The organism is Kitasatospora sp. NPDC054939 (assembly GCF_053610105.1).
The window spans coordinates 8,626-23,447 of record NZ_JBSGXP010000135.1; the positions used below are offsets into that span (position 1 = coordinate 8,626).

The 14,822-nt window shown below is 72.4% G+C and carries 15 protein-coding genes and 1 pseudogene; 9 read left to right on the forward strand and 7 right to left on the reverse strand.

Translation table 11 applies throughout. The annotated features are described in order from the left end of the window. Positions 1–170 precede the first annotated feature (170 nt). Positions 171–1,035, forward strand: a pseudogene (locus tag ACWGB8_RS29715) (IS5 family transposase); the annotation flags it as partial. Positions 1,036–1,079: 44 nt separating this feature from the next. Here ACWGB8_RS29715 and ACWGB8_RS29720 read toward each other — a convergent pair. Together ACWGB8_RS29720 and ACWGB8_RS29725 are read right to left on the reverse strand one after the other, a co-directional pair. Next, positions 1,080–1,757 (reverse strand): class I SAM-dependent DNA methyltransferase, encoded by a 678-nt coding sequence (locus ACWGB8_RS29720; RefSeq protein ID WP_452216703.1) that lies wholly within the window; start codon positions 1,755–1,757, stop codon positions 1,080–1,082. 120 nt (positions 1,758–1,877) lie between these two features. Continuing rightward, entirely contained in the window at positions 1,878–2,195 is a 318-nt protein-coding gene (locus ACWGB8_RS29725; RefSeq protein WP_452216704.1) for a hypothetical protein, read from the reverse strand. Between the two features lie 196 nt (positions 2,196–2,391). On the opposite strand from ACWGB8_RS29725, the gene ACWGB8_RS29730 reads away from it, so the two are divergent. Further along, positions 2,392–2,754 (forward strand): hypothetical protein, encoded by a 363-nt coding sequence (locus ACWGB8_RS29730; RefSeq protein ID WP_452216705.1) that lies wholly within the window; start codon positions 2,392–2,394, stop codon positions 2,752–2,754. A gap of 479 nt (positions 2,755–3,233) precedes the next feature. Here the strand turns inward: ACWGB8_RS29730 and ACWGB8_RS29735 are convergent, their stop codons facing one another. Further along, entirely contained in the window at positions 3,234–3,728 is a 495-nt protein-coding gene (locus tag ACWGB8_RS29735) for an NUDIX domain-containing protein (protein ID WP_452216706.1), read from the reverse strand. 576 nt (positions 3,729–4,304) lie between these two features. On the opposite strand from ACWGB8_RS29735, the gene ACWGB8_RS29740 reads away from it, so the two are divergent. Together ACWGB8_RS29740 and ACWGB8_RS29745 are read left to right on the forward strand one after the other, a co-directional pair. Next, entirely contained in the window at positions 4,305–4,889 is a 585-nt protein-coding gene (locus tag ACWGB8_RS29740) for a DUF1349 domain-containing protein (protein WP_452216707.1), read from the forward strand. A 269-nt stretch (positions 4,890–5,158) separates the two neighbouring features. Then, complete coding sequence (locus tag ACWGB8_RS29745; RefSeq protein WP_452216708.1) at positions 5,159–6,745, forward strand: peptidoglycan-binding protein; 1,587 nt, start codon at positions 5,159–5,161, stop codon at positions 6,743–6,745. A gap of 273 nt (positions 6,746–7,018) precedes the next feature. Here the strand turns inward: ACWGB8_RS29745 and ACWGB8_RS29750 are convergent, their stop codons facing one another. After that, positions 7,019–7,753: an ABC transporter ATP-binding protein gene (locus tag ACWGB8_RS29750; RefSeq protein ID WP_452216709.1), complete on the reverse strand. Its 735-nt coding sequence runs from the start codon at positions 7,751–7,753 to the stop codon at positions 7,019–7,021. A gap of 58 nt (positions 7,754–7,811) precedes the next feature. Next, positions 7,812–8,396 carry an FtsX-like permease family protein gene (locus ACWGB8_RS29755; RefSeq protein WP_452216710.1) on the reverse strand — a complete coding sequence of 195 codons (585 nt, stop codon included), beginning with the start codon at positions 8,394–8,396 and terminating at the stop codon, positions 7,812–7,814. A 167-nt stretch (positions 8,397–8,563) separates the two neighbouring features. On the opposite strand from ACWGB8_RS29755, the gene ACWGB8_RS29760 reads away from it, so the two are divergent. Genes ACWGB8_RS29760 through ACWGB8_RS29770 form a run of 3 tightly spaced genes read left to right on the forward strand, consistent with a single transcriptional unit; the run spans position 8,564 to position 10,633 of the window. Beyond that, positions 8,564–8,995 carry a hypothetical protein gene (locus tag ACWGB8_RS29760; protein ID WP_452216711.1) on the forward strand — a complete coding sequence of 144 codons (432 nt, stop codon included), beginning with the start codon at positions 8,564–8,566 and terminating at the stop codon, positions 8,993–8,995. Continuing rightward, entirely contained in the window at positions 8,995–10,113 is a 1,119-nt protein-coding gene (locus ACWGB8_RS29765; RefSeq protein ID WP_452216712.1) for a sensor histidine kinase, read from the forward strand. The genes ACWGB8_RS29760 and ACWGB8_RS29765 overlap by 1 nt, the downstream gene beginning before the upstream one ends. Next, positions 10,019–10,633, forward strand: coding sequence for a response regulator (locus ACWGB8_RS29770; protein WP_452216713.1), 615 nt, complete (start codon positions 10,019–10,021; stop codon positions 10,631–10,633). Before ACWGB8_RS29765 ends, ACWGB8_RS29770 begins: the two co-directional genes overlap by 95 nt. A gap of 122 nt (positions 10,634–10,755) precedes the next feature. Here the strand turns inward: ACWGB8_RS29770 and ACWGB8_RS29775 are convergent, their stop codons facing one another. Together ACWGB8_RS29775 and ACWGB8_RS29780 are read right to left on the reverse strand one after the other, a co-directional pair. Beyond that, the gene (locus ACWGB8_RS29775) at positions 10,756–11,685 is read right to left on the reverse strand and encodes an ABC transporter substrate-binding protein (protein WP_452216714.1); all 930 of its coding nucleotides are present in this window, start codon (positions 11,683–11,685) and stop codon (positions 10,756–10,758) included. Positions 11,686–11,948: 263 nt separating this feature from the next. Beyond that, complete coding sequence (locus tag ACWGB8_RS29780; protein WP_452216715.1) at positions 11,949–13,082, reverse strand: ROK family protein; 1,134 nt, start codon at positions 13,080–13,082, stop codon at positions 11,949–11,951. Positions 13,083–13,149: 67 nt separating this feature from the next. Between ACWGB8_RS29780 and ACWGB8_RS29785 the strand changes: the two genes are divergently transcribed. Further along, positions 13,150–14,238: a Gfo/Idh/MocA family protein gene (locus ACWGB8_RS29785; RefSeq protein ID WP_452216716.1), complete on the forward strand. Its 1,089-nt coding sequence runs from the start codon at positions 13,150–13,152 to the stop codon at positions 14,236–14,238. Continuing rightward, a complete protein-coding gene (locus tag ACWGB8_RS29790; RefSeq protein ID WP_452216717.1) occupies positions 14,238–14,729 on the forward strand; it encodes a heme-degrading domain-containing protein in 492 nt (163 codons plus the stop codon). Before ACWGB8_RS29785 ends, ACWGB8_RS29790 begins: the two co-directional genes overlap by 1 nt. Positions 14,730–14,822: the final 93 nt, after the last annotated feature.

The following is a 14,822-nucleotide window of genomic DNA, read 5'->3' on the forward strand; positions in this document are numbered from 1 at the left end:
GCGACGGGGCTGTGTCTGGGTGGGGGCGGCCCTGGGGGTTGGTCCGTGCGTTGGAGTCGGCGTGGGCGCTGGCGGTGGTCCGGGGGCTCGGGGCCGGGGTGGTCGCGGTGGCGCCCGCGCCCGGGCGCCCGCCCCGCCCCCCCCCCGCCCCGTCTTCCAGGGAGGGACCGTTGGCCAGGCGCCGCTGCTACCCCTCCGACACCTTTGACGACGAGTGGGCCCTGATCGAACCACTGCTGCCGCCACCAGCCTGCGAGAGCCGCAGGGGCGGACGCCCGGAGAAGCACCCTCGCCGTGAGATCGTCGACGCGATCCGGTACGTCGTCGACACCGGCTGCAAGTGGCGGGCCCTGCCCAGGGACTTCCCGCCCTGGCGGACCTGCTACGGCTTCATGGCCCGCTGGGCGGCGGCCGGCATCGTCGGACAGATCCGCGACCAGCTCCGCAAACGCATCCGCCGCGAGATGGGCCGGGCCCCCGGCGCGGTCGCGACCGTCATCGACTCCCAGTCCGTCAAGGCCGCGGAGACCGTCGGCAAGGACTCACGAGGCTACGACGGAGCTAAGAAAATCAACGGCCGCAAACGGCACCTGGTCGTGGACACCAAGGGCCTGCCGCTGTTCGTCATGGTCACCCCCGCCGACATGACCGACCGCGACGCGGCCAAGGAAGTCCTCTTCCGGCTCCGCCTCATGCACCCCGAGATCACAATCGTCTGGGCGGACTCCGGCTATGCCGGACAGCTCGTGACCTGGGCGAAGAAGCACCTGAACCTCACGCTCAAAACCGTCAGTCGGCCCAAAGGAGCCGTCGGGTTCGTCATCCTGCCCCGCCGCTGGGTCGTCGAGCGGTCGCTGGCCTGGATCATGCACGCCCGCCGACACGCCCGCGACTACGAACGGCTCATCCAGCACTCGGAATCGCTGATCACCTGGGCCGCGATCACGCTCATGACCAGGCGCATCACCCGTAGGCAGTCCCGAAGGGCTGGCCAGGCCGCCTCCCGCGAGGGCGAACGAGACTGACGGTCGCCCGGGCGACCGTCACCCCGCTCCTGCCTCGTTCACGACACGCCCAGGTCAGGACTTCTCGCTACCTGGACCTTCCTGAGTATCCGGCTGGCGACGCGCGAAGAGAATTCCTCCGAGCGGACTCTCCGCTGAGGTGAGAGTCATCTGTGCCTCGACCGTGAAGCCGGCATCGTTGAGCCATGCGGCCAGTTGGTCAGGCTGGCGCAGATGGACGTAGACCTTCATCGGGTGGCCGCCGTAGCCCTCCGTCTTCAGCCTCGACCCGTCACCGACGTGGAAGCCGAGCAGCAGCGGCCCACCCGGCCGCAGCACTCGCCGGAAGTGCGTGAAAACAGAGCTGATCTCATCGTCGGGGACGTGGATCAGTGAGTACCACGCGACCAGGCCGGCCAACGAGGCGTCGGTGAGGCCAAGGTCCGTCATGGAACCGACCTCGAACTGGAGACCGGAGTGCTCACGCCGAGCTATCTCGATCATCGCGGGCGACAGGTCGATTCCGAACGCGTCCATGCCCAGTCCACGCAGGTAGGCCGTGATCCTCCCCGGTCCACAGCCCACATCAGCAACCGGTCCTCCGCCTGCAGTGTTCACCAGGCTGGCAAACAGCTCCAGGACCGCACGTTCGTAGGGCGTTTCATCCAGGAGGTTGCGCACCTGGTCTGCGTAGGTGGCGGCGACAGTGTCGTAGGACGCCTGGGTGTCTGCCAACCAGTCTTCAGAGTTCATAGCCAGCCACCGTAGTTCCACGAAACAGCCGTGCCCTACCGGGGGCATGCCCGTCCTCGGCTCGCTCCCACGAACACGAGCCTGGCCCGATGCTCCCGCTCAGAATCTCGCCGTAGAGGTTCAGAAACAGGCACTCAGGACGTTCGCTGCGTGGTCTGCGGTCTGGCGGACCGCAAGGGCCAGGTTGGTCCGCGCCCGGTCGAGGACCGTGGCCAGCAGCAGGGGGTCGCCCCGTCGGGGCACCACCTGGACGATCTCGTGGTGGCGGGTGCTGGTGACCACCACGCTCTCCAACTCGCCCACCGCCCCGGCGTCGAACAGCCGGTCGCCGATCAGGTTGGCCAGCTCGGCGAGTTCGGCACCGGCCGCGAGCAGCCGGTGGTCCCCGGCGGAGCCGTGGCCGAGTCCCGTGACGGCGTCGACGAGAACGGCGCCCACGGCTCCGGGGACACCGAGCACACGGGAGAGAGAAGCTTCGAGCGCGCTCACCTGAAACCTTTCGCGTTCTGAACTGCCGGGCAGCCTACAACAATTCACCGCGGTCGGGGATAACCGTACCGGGCGAATTCTTGCTAGGTTTTTCCCCCACCGGGGGGAGTCCCGCCCGGACGCCACACAAAAGGACGCTCAGCGCATGAATATTGACGACGCACTCAAGGACGCGATGACCCTGGACGGCGCCATCGGCGTCGCACTGGCCGATTACGAGAGCGGCATGTCACTCGGCTTCCTCGGAGGGGGTCAACTCGACCTGGAGGTCGCGGCGGCGGCCAACACCGAGGTCGTCCGGTCCAAGGTGCGCGCCCTGGCCGCGTTGTCGATCGACGACGTCATCGAGGACATCCTGATCACCCTCGGCGGCCAGTACCACCTGATCCGCCCACTGAAGGGCAGCCGGGGATCGCTCTTCCTGTACCTGGCACTGGACCGTTCGCGATCGAACCTTGCGCTCGCCCGACACGGGCTGAAGCGGATCGAGGCGAAGCTCGACGTCTAGGCTGCGGCCGACCGGCGGGCGCGACGCCGACTGCGACCGGAGGCTCCCGCGCGGGCGGCGCGCGGCGCGGGAACCCCGGCCGTCCCGGAGCGAAGCGTGACGGACGGCCGCGCAGCCCCGCTCGGACACGTCAGCGCGAATACCCCGGGAGCTCGGCCGCGGAAATGGCAGGCCCTTTCCGGCGATCGATCCGGGCCCATGCCGAGAGTTCCGCCGGATTCGACCCGCACGGAATCAGAGGCGAATTACCGGCCCGCCCTGGCCGCCAGCAGGAAATGGCCGAGACCCCCTTTCCGACAGGCATGTCGAATTCGCTCCCGAGTCGACGGCGGTCATCCCGGAACGGCGACGGCCTCGATCGGTTGCTCCGAACAGAAGAGCGGGCAGTCGGCGCCGACTCCCGCCCCGTTGCCGAACCGTTACCGAACCGTTACCGAGCCGAACGGGCGGAACCCGGGTCGGCGCCCGGGCGGGCGTTTTCAGATGACGTGGCCGCCGAGGACCTGCACCCCGCCGTGCGCGCGGGCCGACAGGGCGGCCCGCAACCGCGCGTGCCGGCTGGGGCCGACCAGGTCGGCGCAGTCACCGGCCACGACCCACCGGTAGTCGGTCAGCTCCGAGGCCTGCAAGGTGATCGGCGCCTCGTGAGGGATGGTGCCGAAGTCGAACACGAAGGCCGCGGCCGCGTGCGGACTGTCCCGCACCGCGGTGTCCCACGAGACTGCGAGCAACCCGAGTGGCTCCAGGGCCAGACCGGTCTCCTCGCGCAGTTCCCTCCGGGCGCACTCGTCCGGCCGCTCCCCGGGGTCGAGAACTCCCCCCGGGAACGACCACTCGTCCCGGTATCCGGCCTTGACGATCAGAACACGGCCGTGGTGATCGGTCAGCGGCGCGCTCGCGATGGTCAGCGTCAGCGGCAGGCCTGCCAGCCAGTCGGCGCGAGGGAGCCAGTCGGCGGACTCGGTCGGTGCCATGGTCGTCTCCAGTCCTCAGGGGGCGATCAGCCTGCCTCACGCCGGCGCTCCGACGCCAGGACGGCACGCCTCCCGGACGCCTCCCCGACCGGCCACCGTAACGAACGGATAACACCGCGGGAGCAGCGTCAGCCGTCGCACTCCTCCCCTCGACAGCACCGTCCGGGCGCGCCCGCGCCCCCGCACCCGATCGGCGACCCGATTGCCCGTCCGACACCACCCTGCCCTCACGGGCGCCGCCGCGTTCCCCCCACCGACGTTCACGGACGCCCGAGGGGGCTGCGGCCCGTGGATCCCGCCGTCGAGTCCGGGGCGCAGGGACGGCCCGAGGGGTTGACGCGCACACGCCCAGACATCGAGCATGTTCACGCAAACATGCTCTCCTCCGCCTCCACGCCGGTGGGGCAGCGGCCACCCCGCCGCGCCCCACATCTCGCCGACCGGTCGGGCGGCTGCCCGTCGGCCCCAGGGACAAGGAAGCCCCAGATGACCTCGACGCCGAGCCGATTCGGACCGCCGGCACAGCCATCCGGCGACAGACCGCACGAGCCCGGCCAGGCGCCCGCCCCGGAGCCGATGCCCGTCACCGGCACCTCCCTCCACTGGGAGGTCGCCCCGGCGGCGTGGAGGCAGTCGGACGACACCCTGCACGTCGCCGCGGCCGCCGACACCGACCTCTTCGCACCACCACTCGGCGGGAAGCGCCGCACCGACGCGGCACGCGCCCTCACCCCTCACCCGCCGTGGGGCGACTGGCAGTTCTCCGCCCGCCTCAAGGTCGGCTTCCGCACTCCCTGGGATGCCGGGGCCCTGCTGCTCTGGTCCGACGAGCGGCACTGGGCGAAGGTCAACTTCGAGTACTCCCCGGCCGAACACCCCGCGATCTACTCGGTGGTGACCCGCGGCCTCTCGGACGACGCGGTCGGCCGTCCGGTCGCAACCGGCCACCTCTGGCTGCGCATCGCCCGGCTCGGCGGCGCCTACGCGTTCTACGCCTCGGACGACGGCGCATCGTGGTCCCTGGTACGCCAGTTCGCCCTCGACGGGCCGCACCCGGCACGCCCCGGCATCGTGGTGCAGTCGCCGGCCGGAGCAGGCTGTGAGGTCGAGTTCGACGCCATCTCGCTCGTCCGGACACCTCGTACGGACCACCGCGGGTGAGAGCGGCCGGCTCGCCCGGCCCGCGGACCCCTCGGCGGGGCGGAGCCGTCCTCCTCGGCTCCGCCCCGGCCGTTCCGGTGGGTGCCCCGGCTGCGGCCGCAGCCCTCCGGACTGCACGTCGGAGAACGGCAGCGGCGCCGGCCCTGAGGCCCCGAGCGCACTCCGCCGGCGCGGTGGCACCGGTGACGGCCGATCGGCCCCGCGGGGCTCCTCGTAACACCGGCGGGCGAGCCCATGCCCGTCCGGAAGATCACTGCGAAGGATCAGCGATGTCACATACGGTTGCCGTCTCCCTGACGGACGCCGAACTCCTCGACCAGCTGTTCGACGGGCCTCGCATGCCCGCGGCCGAGGAGCTCAAGCGCCGGCACGGGAGGACGACGGCGGACTACGCGCGGCTGCTGGCCGCCGACGAACCCCGGGCCCTCGAACTGCTCAAGGACGCGTTCGACCACGCACTCGCAACCCGGTGGCCGGGGAACGGCTCCTGGGGCCCGGTGCTCGCAGCCGCGGTGCGCCTCGTCGCCGCGCGCTGGGCGGACGGCGGCCGGGAGCACGACCTGTCCCCCGACTTCCGGCACTGGCTCACCGAACGGCGCCGGGGTTCACGGCACTTCACCTCCGTACTGGCCGACGCCGAAGCCGCGGCACCGCTGCTCCAGGCGATCCGCGGGCTCCCGGCCGCGCTGAGCGACGAGGTGTGGCAGGCCCTCTGCCCACCCGACAGGGCCTCGCCGCAGGCGGCGGGATCTCCCCGGCAGGTACCGCCGGCCCCGGCCCCGCCGGTGCGTGCAGCCCTCCACGCCGGCTACCTGCGGAAGCACTCCGCGCAGGTGCCCGACCGGTCGTGCCGCCACCTGGTCGCACGACTCGGGCACACGGTCGAGCACCGCACACCGGCCGACCCGCAGGTGGAGCGGCACCTCGCCGCCTGCACAACGTGCGCCCGGGCCCACTCCGAGCTGCTCGCCATCCGGGAGTGGCAGCCCGGTCTCCTGCGCAGCGGGGTGCTGCTGGGAACGGCTCCGGCCCCCGACAGCGCCGACTCCGGTCGGAGCCGGGACCGCGCGGACACCCGGCCGGTGCCCGACGCGGCGGACGGCAGCGCCCGCCGTACTACGGCGGACGTACCCGGAGCCGGCGCCTGCCTCGGCGCATTCGAGGTGAATCGCAGCCCTCAGGGCCGCAGGCGCCACCGGGCCGCACGGACGACACGCCGGACCGCTGCACTCGCCGGAGTCGGACTGGTCGTCCTCGGCGCCGGGCTGGGCGCCCTGACCGGGCCGGGCGCCCCGCCCGACACGATCGGTCTGCCCCGTCCCACGCCTTCCGGCTCCACGGACGAGCCGTCGCCACCCGCATCCACCCGACCGGACCCGGGCCCCACCCCGACGTCGCACCCGAGCCCGACACCGACCCGGACGCGGACGGCAACGGGCGCATCGGCGTCACCCAAGGTGGTCCCCCGGACGTCCTCCCCGACACCCAGAGTGGCCCCAGCGCCGGTGGGCCCCGCCGAGCCCACCGAGGAGCCGGTGGACCCGCTGCCGTCGCCCACCCCGACCCCGACCCCGGAACCCCAGCGGATCCTGCGGCTCGGTGACAGCGGCCAGGACGTGGCACGACTGCAGCACCTGCTCCGCGCCGTCGGCTGCACCCGGTACCCGGTGCCCGCGGCCAGCGGACGGTTCGACAACACGACCTGGAACGCCTTGATCCGCTTCCAGGAGGAGAACCGGCTCAAGGGCGACATCGGCTGGGGTGTCTACGGTCCCCGGACGCGGACCCTCCTGGAACGGAAGGCGGCTGCCGCCTCCTGCGGTTCCACCCGGGCTCCGGAGGCCTCGCCCCGCTGAGACCACCGTGCCTGAGCCCGCCCGCGCCAACCGCGCGAGCGGGCTCAGGCCGGCAGAATTCGGCGCCGGAAGCCGCTGGACCATCGGAAGTGTCGGGTGCGATTCCACAGTGAGGCCAAGGACTGCATGGCACGCAGCAACGGAGGCAACCGACAGCGAGGCGCCGAGGGCGGCTCTGCCCGGTGCTCGCAGAGCGTCGCCACTCCGCGAGCACCGGGACCTCGATGCGAGTTCCTTGCACGATCTCCTACCGGTGCGACCCCTCCGGTGTTCTCATCCGCGTGTGTCGGTGAGGCCGGCGTCGGCGAAGCTGCGGTGGCGGTTGACGGTGAGGAGGCGGCCGTCCGCCATGGGCGCGATGGCGTCGACGCCGGTGGTGCTGCCGGGGGCAAGGGTTTCGAGGTCGTGGGAGACCACCACGGTGGCGACGCCCCGGTCGCGAACGAGCCCCGCCAGCAGGGCGATGATCTGGCGGCCGCGATCCTGGTCCAGCGCCGACGTGGGCTCGTCGACGAGCAGCAGGGACGGCGAACCCATCAGGGACCTGGCGATGTTGACACGCTGACGCATGCCACCGGCCAGCTGGTGGGGGCGGCGACCGGCGGCGTCGGCGAGGCCGACCTGCTCCAGCAGCTCCATGGCCTCGGTGCGATGCCTGCTCCTGCTGCCGCCCCGCAGGTCCACGGCCAGCAGCAGTTGCTCAAGGGCGGTGAGGGACGGGATCAGGTTGTCCTGCTGGAAGACGAAGCCGATGTGGTCGCGTCGGGCCTTTGCCCGCTCGGCCGCCGACAGGTCGGCCATTCGGATGCCGTGGACGACGACCGTGCCGGAGTCGGGCGTCACCAGGGTGCCCGCGACGGCCAGCAGACTGGACTTTCCGGAGCCCGACGGGCCGGTGATGGCCACGAACTCGCCTGCGCCGACGGTCAGTCCGACCCGGTCGAGCGCTGTGAGGCGGCCGTCGCCGTCGGGGTAGGTGAGCGTGACGTCGGACAGGACCAGACTCATGCTGAATCTCCTTGAGGAGGGGGGTGGACCACTGCGCTCGCGTCCGAGGACGAGCGGTTCAGGCGGACAGGGCGATCAGCGGGTCGACCGAGACGACCTTGCGGATGGTGAGCAACGCTCCTGCCGTACCGAGGACGGCCATGCCCACGAGGGGCAGTGCCAGGCCCGAAGCGGTGATCGTCATCGGAACCGTGGACACGCCCAGTGCCAGGGCGACGCCGAGCGCCGCGCCGACGGCCTCGCCGACCACCAGCACCAGTGCCACCTGTCCGAGCCCGTCCCGCAGGAGGTAGCGGCGACTGGCCCCCATCGCCCGCACCACGGCCAGGTGCCGCAGCCGCTGCGCGGTCCACACCGCGAAGAAGGAGCCGACGACCAGCGCCGAGATGGCCAGCAGCAGGCCCTGGATCATCATCAGGGAGGAGTTCTCCGAGCTGAAGCCGGGCACCGCGTCGGTGATCTTCTCCATCGGCAGCTCGATCGTCCCGATCAGCGCGGGCGCGGGCGAGTTCAGCACCACGGCACCCACGTTCTCGCCGTGCACGAGCCCGCGCCACGACTCGACGGTGGTGTAGCCGACCGGCGTGCCCAGGAAGCTGCGTGTCTCGCCGATACCCGACACGGTCAGTCGTGTACCGGCCACGGTCACGGTGGAACCGACGCCCACATGCAGGTCCTTGGCGGTCTTGGCGTTGATCGGAACTTCTCCGGCCCCGGGCGCGGGTACCGGTGACGAGGCGCGGCAGCAAGGCGGAATCCGCGCCGAAGACGGTCAGCGCGGCGGCGTGACCGTCCACCTCGACTCGGCTGGTGGTGACACCGAGTCGGGAGGCGCCCGGTGCACGCGTCAGCGCGGCCACGGCGGAGTCGCTGAGCGAGCTGCGCGTGAGCGCCGGCTTCTGCCCCGCCACCGCGGACTGCATCACCAGCGACTTGCCGGGCAACTGCCGCACGGCGGAGGCGGTCGCATCGGCCAGCCCGTTGGTCAACGCGGACAACGCGACGACCAGGAAGGTCATCAACGCGATCACCGAACCGATGAGCGCGAAGCGGCCCTTGGCGAAGAGGACATCTCGAATGGCAATGGACATGGCCTCCATCCTTGGTTCGCCGGTCCGCCCGCACATCCGCAACCGGATGGGTCCTGCCGCATCGTTCGAGGTAGCCGCGATATCCATCGAAAGGTGTACACGCCTCCTCGTGAAAATGCCGGGCTACCGGGTCTGCACACTGGAGGCGTGATGGACTCCCCCCGTTCCCACAAACAACGAGTTCTCGACACCTGGCTTCCCGGCGCGACCTGGCTGGCCGTGGTCGCCATCGGCGTGGCGATGGGCCGGCATGTGGGCGGAGCGGTGTCCGGTTCGCTCCTCGGCGGGGCGATCGGCACGGCCGTCGCGGCCGCGCTGGTGACCGCGTACCGACGGATCCGCCGCCACCTCCGGGAATGGGCCCGCCTGGTCGCGGAACTGACCGCCGCCCAGGCCGCGCTGGCCGAACGGGAACGGGAAGCAGGGCGACTCGCCGAACGCGAACACCTGGCCCGAGAGATCCACGACACCGTCGGCCAGAGCCTGACCAGCGTCATCCTGCTAATGAGCGCCGCGCTCCCGCCCATCCAGACCCAGGACTCCGCACAGCGCATCGCCGAGCTCAGAACCGCTCTCGACACCGCCACCGGCGCGCTCTCCGAAACCCGGCGCATGGTGCGCGGACTCGACCCCGCCGCGTTCTCCGAAGGCGGCCTGACCGAGGCACTGGCCGCGCAGGTCGCCGAATCCACCGCGCTCGGTCTCTGCACCACCCTCACCGTCGAGGGGACACCCCGGCGGGTCGACCTCTCCGGTGAGGTCGCCCTGCTGCGCGCAGCGCAGGAGGCGTTGTCCAACGCCCGAAAGCACGCCGCAGCACGCAAGGCAACGGTGACCCTGACCTTCCAGGACGACGAGGTCTCGGTGGACATCGTCGACAACGGCCGCGGTTTCGACCCCGAGACCGTGGGCGAACGACCGGACGGCTCCGGCTACGGCCTCACCGCCATGAGGACCCGCATCCTAGAACGCGCCGGCGAGCTGACCGTCGAGTCGGAGCCAGGTACCGGCACCGCGATCCGCGCCACCGTTCCCGACACACCTGCCACCAGGCTGCCCACCCCCGCCCCCCGCCCCACCCCACCACCGCGGCGACGGGCACATCCGCGCCGGACGCCCCGATCGGCACGCCGCAGGTGGCACCTGCCGACAACTACCCGATGGGTGCTTCCAGATGATCAGGCTGCTGCTCGTCGACGACCATCCCGTGGTGCGCGCCGGCCTGCGCGCGGTGCTGTCGGCCACCGACGACCTCGACGTGCGCGGTGAGGCGGCCACCACCGCGGAGGCGGTGCGCATCGTGGAACGCGGCGACATCGACCTGGTCCTCATGGACCTGCGCCTGGGCGAGGACGACGGCGTCACCGCGACGAAGATGATCCGCGCACTGCCGAACCCGCCGCGCGTGCTCATCCTGACCACCTACGGGAGCGACACCCACATCCTGCGCGCCGTACAGGCGGGTGCGACCGGCTACCTGCTCAAGGACGCCGCCCCGGAGACCCTCCGGCAGGCGATCCGCTCGGCCGCCGCGGGCGAAACGGTCCTCGCGTCGCCGGTCGCCTCGCGGCTGCTGGCCCACGTGCAACAACCCGTCGCCGCCCTGACCCCCCGGGAACTGGAGATCGTCTTCCGCCTCGACAGGGGCGACACGAACCGCGAGATCGCCTGCGCGCTGACCATCTCCGAGGCGACCGTGAAGTCCCATCTGGTGCACATGTTCTCGAAACTCGGCGTCAACAGCCGCACCAAGGTCGTCGCCGAAGCCCGCCGACGCGGCTTGCTGTGACCCGGGGCCGCCAGGCCGGACCGGACGGCCCGAGGACCTCACGGACGACGTGAGGGGGGACCGCTCCGACACCCGGACCATCGACCGGAACGCTCGCCCGCGCCCCGGCGACGCCCCCGGGGTCACAGCCCCCCGTTGATCGCCGCCACCTGCGCGGCACCCGCGCTGACGTCCCACTTCGCGAGGATGCGGTCGTACTCGCCGCCGCGCATCAGCTGGTCCAGCCCCTTCACCAGCGCGTCCCGCAGCGCCGTGTCCCTCTTGTTCACCGCGATCCCGTACGGGCTGGACTGCGCCTGCGTGCCCGCCACCTCGAAGCGGTTGCCGCCGTCGGCGGTCCTGGCCGCGTACGCCGCCACCGGGAGGTCGTTGAAGTCGGCCACCGCTGTGCCGGCCGCCACGTCGGCGAGGGCCTTCTCGTCGTCGTCGAAGCGGCGGACCTGCAGCGGCTTGCCCTTCCGCTTGCAGGCGTCGACCTGGCGGGTGACGATCTCGTCCTGGGTGGTGCCGCGCTGCACCGCGACGGTGTGGCCGCAGACGTCGTCCAGGGTCCGGATCCCCTTCGGGTTGCCCTTCCGCACGATGATCGAGGTGCCCGCGATGAAGTAGTCCACGAAGTCCACGCCGGGCTCACCCGTCGGCAGGCCGTCCTCGCCGAGCGCGTTGCGGCGCTTGGACGTGTCGCTGATCGCCGACATCGCGATGTCGAACCGCCCGGCGTTGAGGTCCGGTATCAGGCGGTCGAACGGCGTGTCGACGATCTCGATCCGCAGGCCGAGGACCTTCCCGAGCGCATCGGCCAGGTCCGGGTCGAGGCCGACGGGCGTGCCGTCCGCGCCGCGGAACTCCATCGGCGCGTAGTTCAGGTCGGAGCCGACCCGCAGCACCCCGGCGACCCGCTGCGCCTCGGGGACCGCCGCCCGCACCTTGTCGCCGGCACTGTTCGGCTGGTCCGAGCCGGCGCAGGCGCCGAGCAGCAGGGCCGAGGCGGCGGTGAGGGCTGCAGCCGGCAGTGCGCGGCGGAGCGGAGACGGGCAGGAGCTACGGCGCATGGTGGCGCTCCTCTGTGTGGCGCGGCGGTGCGTCCGGCGTCCACAAGGGAACTGGAAGCGACCGGGAAACGGGATCCTCCCATCCGGTTCCGATACGACGGGCCGTGGGCGTGTCACGATCCGCTATCGGTTGGCCGGGGCCCCAGCCTGCGGCGCTCGTACGCGTGCACACCGGTGCGATGTCGACGGCGGTGTCCGAGGAGCGGACGGGGTTGCGCGGGCACTTCTGGTCGACACCGTCGTCCGGGCACCGGGGTGCGGGCTCAGGTCTTGCGGCCGAAGAGGGGGCCGAGGACGAGTTCGGCGGCGCCCGCGGCGACGGCCAGCCGGCCGGCGGTGCTGACGGAGACCGGGACGGGCTGCCAGTCGGTGTCCGGGATCCGGCTCGCGATCTGTGCGGTGACACCGGCGAGGTAGATGTCGGGGGCGGCCAGGACGACACGGCCGCCGAGGACCACCCGGTCGATGTCGAGCAGCCGGACGAGGTTGGCGACACCCACCCCGACCAGCCCGGCAGCGGCGGCGTGGTCGCCGCGGCGCAGTTCGGCGAGGCAGAGCAGCTCCAGGCAGCCGTGGTTCCCGCAGTCGCAGCGCGCGCCGTCGATCTGCACGGTCTGGTGCCCGAACTCGCCGGCGTTGGTGCGGGTGCCGCGGTGGAGGGCGCCGTCGAGGAGCAGGCCGGCGCCGAGGCCGGCGGCGAGGTGGATGTAGGCGAGGCCGCTGCCGGGCTGCGGAGGGGTCGGGGCCTCGGCCAGGGCGGCGGTGTTGGTGTCCTTGTCCACGACGACGGGCAGGCCGTCCAGCCGGGCGGCGAGTTCGTCACGCAGGGGGTAGTGGTCCCAGCCGGAGCCGTGGGCGCCGAAGGGCGGGAACCAGTGGAGGGTGCCGGTGGTGTGGTCGAGCGGTCCGCGGCAGCCGACTCCGACCCCGAGCAGCCGGGCGCCGGTGGGGAGTTCGGCGGCGGCGCGGTCGACCTGTTCGGCGATGAGGCGGACGGCGGCCGACGGGGTGATGCCGTGCTCCACCGGCAGGGTGTGGACGTAGTGGTGGCGGCCCGCGAGGTCGGCCAGGAGGACGGTGAGCTCGTCGCGCTCCAGGTGGACGCCGACGGCGCAGGCGGCCTCGACGCGCAGCCGGAGCAGGGTGCGGGGCTTGCCGCCGGTGGAGGCCGCCTGGCCGGCCTCGACGATCAGGCCTTCGGCGAGCAGCCGGGCGGTGATCTTGCCGACGGCCTGCGGGGTGAGGCCGGTCCCGGTGGCGAGTTCGACGCGGCTGCTGCCCTGCGGAGCGGCCCGGAGCAGGCCGAGAACGAGGGCGGCGTTGTGGTCTCGCAGTCCGGTCAGGTTGGTGCCGGCCGGCCGGCTGCTGCCGGACGGGCCGGGGCGCGACGTCGTCATGGGGCCATTGTTCCTGGAGTGGGCAACCGGGCTTGCACTTAGGAAACACTGTTGATTAAGTAGGGGCATGACTTCCGCGAGCGCCCCTGACACCAAGCCCCCCATCCGCGTCGGCGTGGTCGGCTACGGCCTGGCCGGCGCGGCCTTCCACGCCCCGCTCATCGCCACCACCCCGGGCCTGCGCCTGGACGCCGTGGTCACCGCCGATCCCGGACGGCGCGAGCAGCTCCGCAAGGAGCACCCGCAGGCCCGCGCGGTCGACACCGCCGAACAGCTGATCGCCGAACCGGAAGCGCTCGACCTGCTGGTCATCGCCTCCTCCAACCGAAGCCACGTGCCGCTCGCCCGCGCCGCCCTGGAGGCCGGACTGCCCGTCGTAGTGGACAAGCCGGTGGCCGGCACCGCCGCCGAGGCGATCGCGCTGATCAAGCTGGCCGAGGCCCGCGGACTGATGCTGACGGTCTTCCAGAACCGCCGCTGGGACGCCGACTTCCTCACCGTCCAGCGCCTGATCGCCGACGGCACACTCGGCCGGGTGCACCGGTTCGAGTCCCGCTTCGAGCGCTGGTGGCCGGAGCCCACGGGGCGCTGGCAGGAGTCGGCCGACCCGCTCGACGTCGGCGGCATCCTCCCCGACCTGGGCAGCCACCTCATCGACCAGGCGCTCACCCTGTTCGGCCCGGCCGTCCAGGTGTACGCCGAGGTGGACACCCGCCGCGTCGGCGCCGTCATCGACGACGACGTCTTCCTCGCGCTCACCCACGCCGGCGGCGTCCGCTCGCACCTGTGGATGAGCGCCCTCTCCGGCCAGGTCGGACCCCGCATGCGCGTCCTGGGCGACCGCTCCGCGTACACCGTGCACGGCATGGACCCGCAGGAGGACGCGCTGCGCGCCGGGCGGCGCCCGGGCCCCGGCTGGGGCGAGGTCCCCGAGGCGCGCCGCGGCCTGCTCGGCACCGGGGACGGCGCCGCCGCCCACCCCTCGCTCCCCGGCGACTACCCCGCCTTCTACGCCGGGGTGGCCCGGGCCCTGACCGAGGGCACGCCCGCGCCGGTCGACCCGCGCGACGCCGTCGCCGCGCTGGTCGTCATGGAGGCCGCCCGCCGCTCGACCGCCGAGGGCCGCACCATCACCCTGGCCGAAGGGACCTCGTGATGACCCTCGACGCGGCCCTCGCCCTGATCCGCCGGGTCGAGGACGAGGAGCGCCACCTGCGCCTGCCGCGCTTCGACAACGACGACGCCTGGCGGCTCGGCACCCTGCTGGTCGACCTGGCACGCGCCGAGGCGGCACCCGTGGTGGTGGACATCCGACGCAACGGCCACCAGCTCTTCCACTACGCACTGCCGGGAAGCTCGGCCGACAACGACGCCTGGATCCTGCGCAAGGCCCGCACCGTGGACCGCTACGGCACCTCCTCGTACCTGGTCGGCCTGCGCTTCGCCGCCAAGGGCGGGAGCTTCGAGCAGGACTCCCGGCTCGACCCGGACACCTACGCCGCACACGGCGGCGCCTTCCCGATCGCCGTGGAGGGCGTGGGAGTCGTGGGCACGGTCACCGTCTCCGGCCTCGCCCAGGCGGAGGACCACCGCCTGGTCGTCACCGCCCTCGAACGGCACCTGGCCCGCCTCCCCGCATCCGCCTGACCGGGCACCGGGCGCCGGGCGCCGCGCGGCCCCCCGCGCCCCGCGACGGCCCGGTCGGCCTGCTCGAGCGACGCGTGGGGCCCGCCGGCAGCC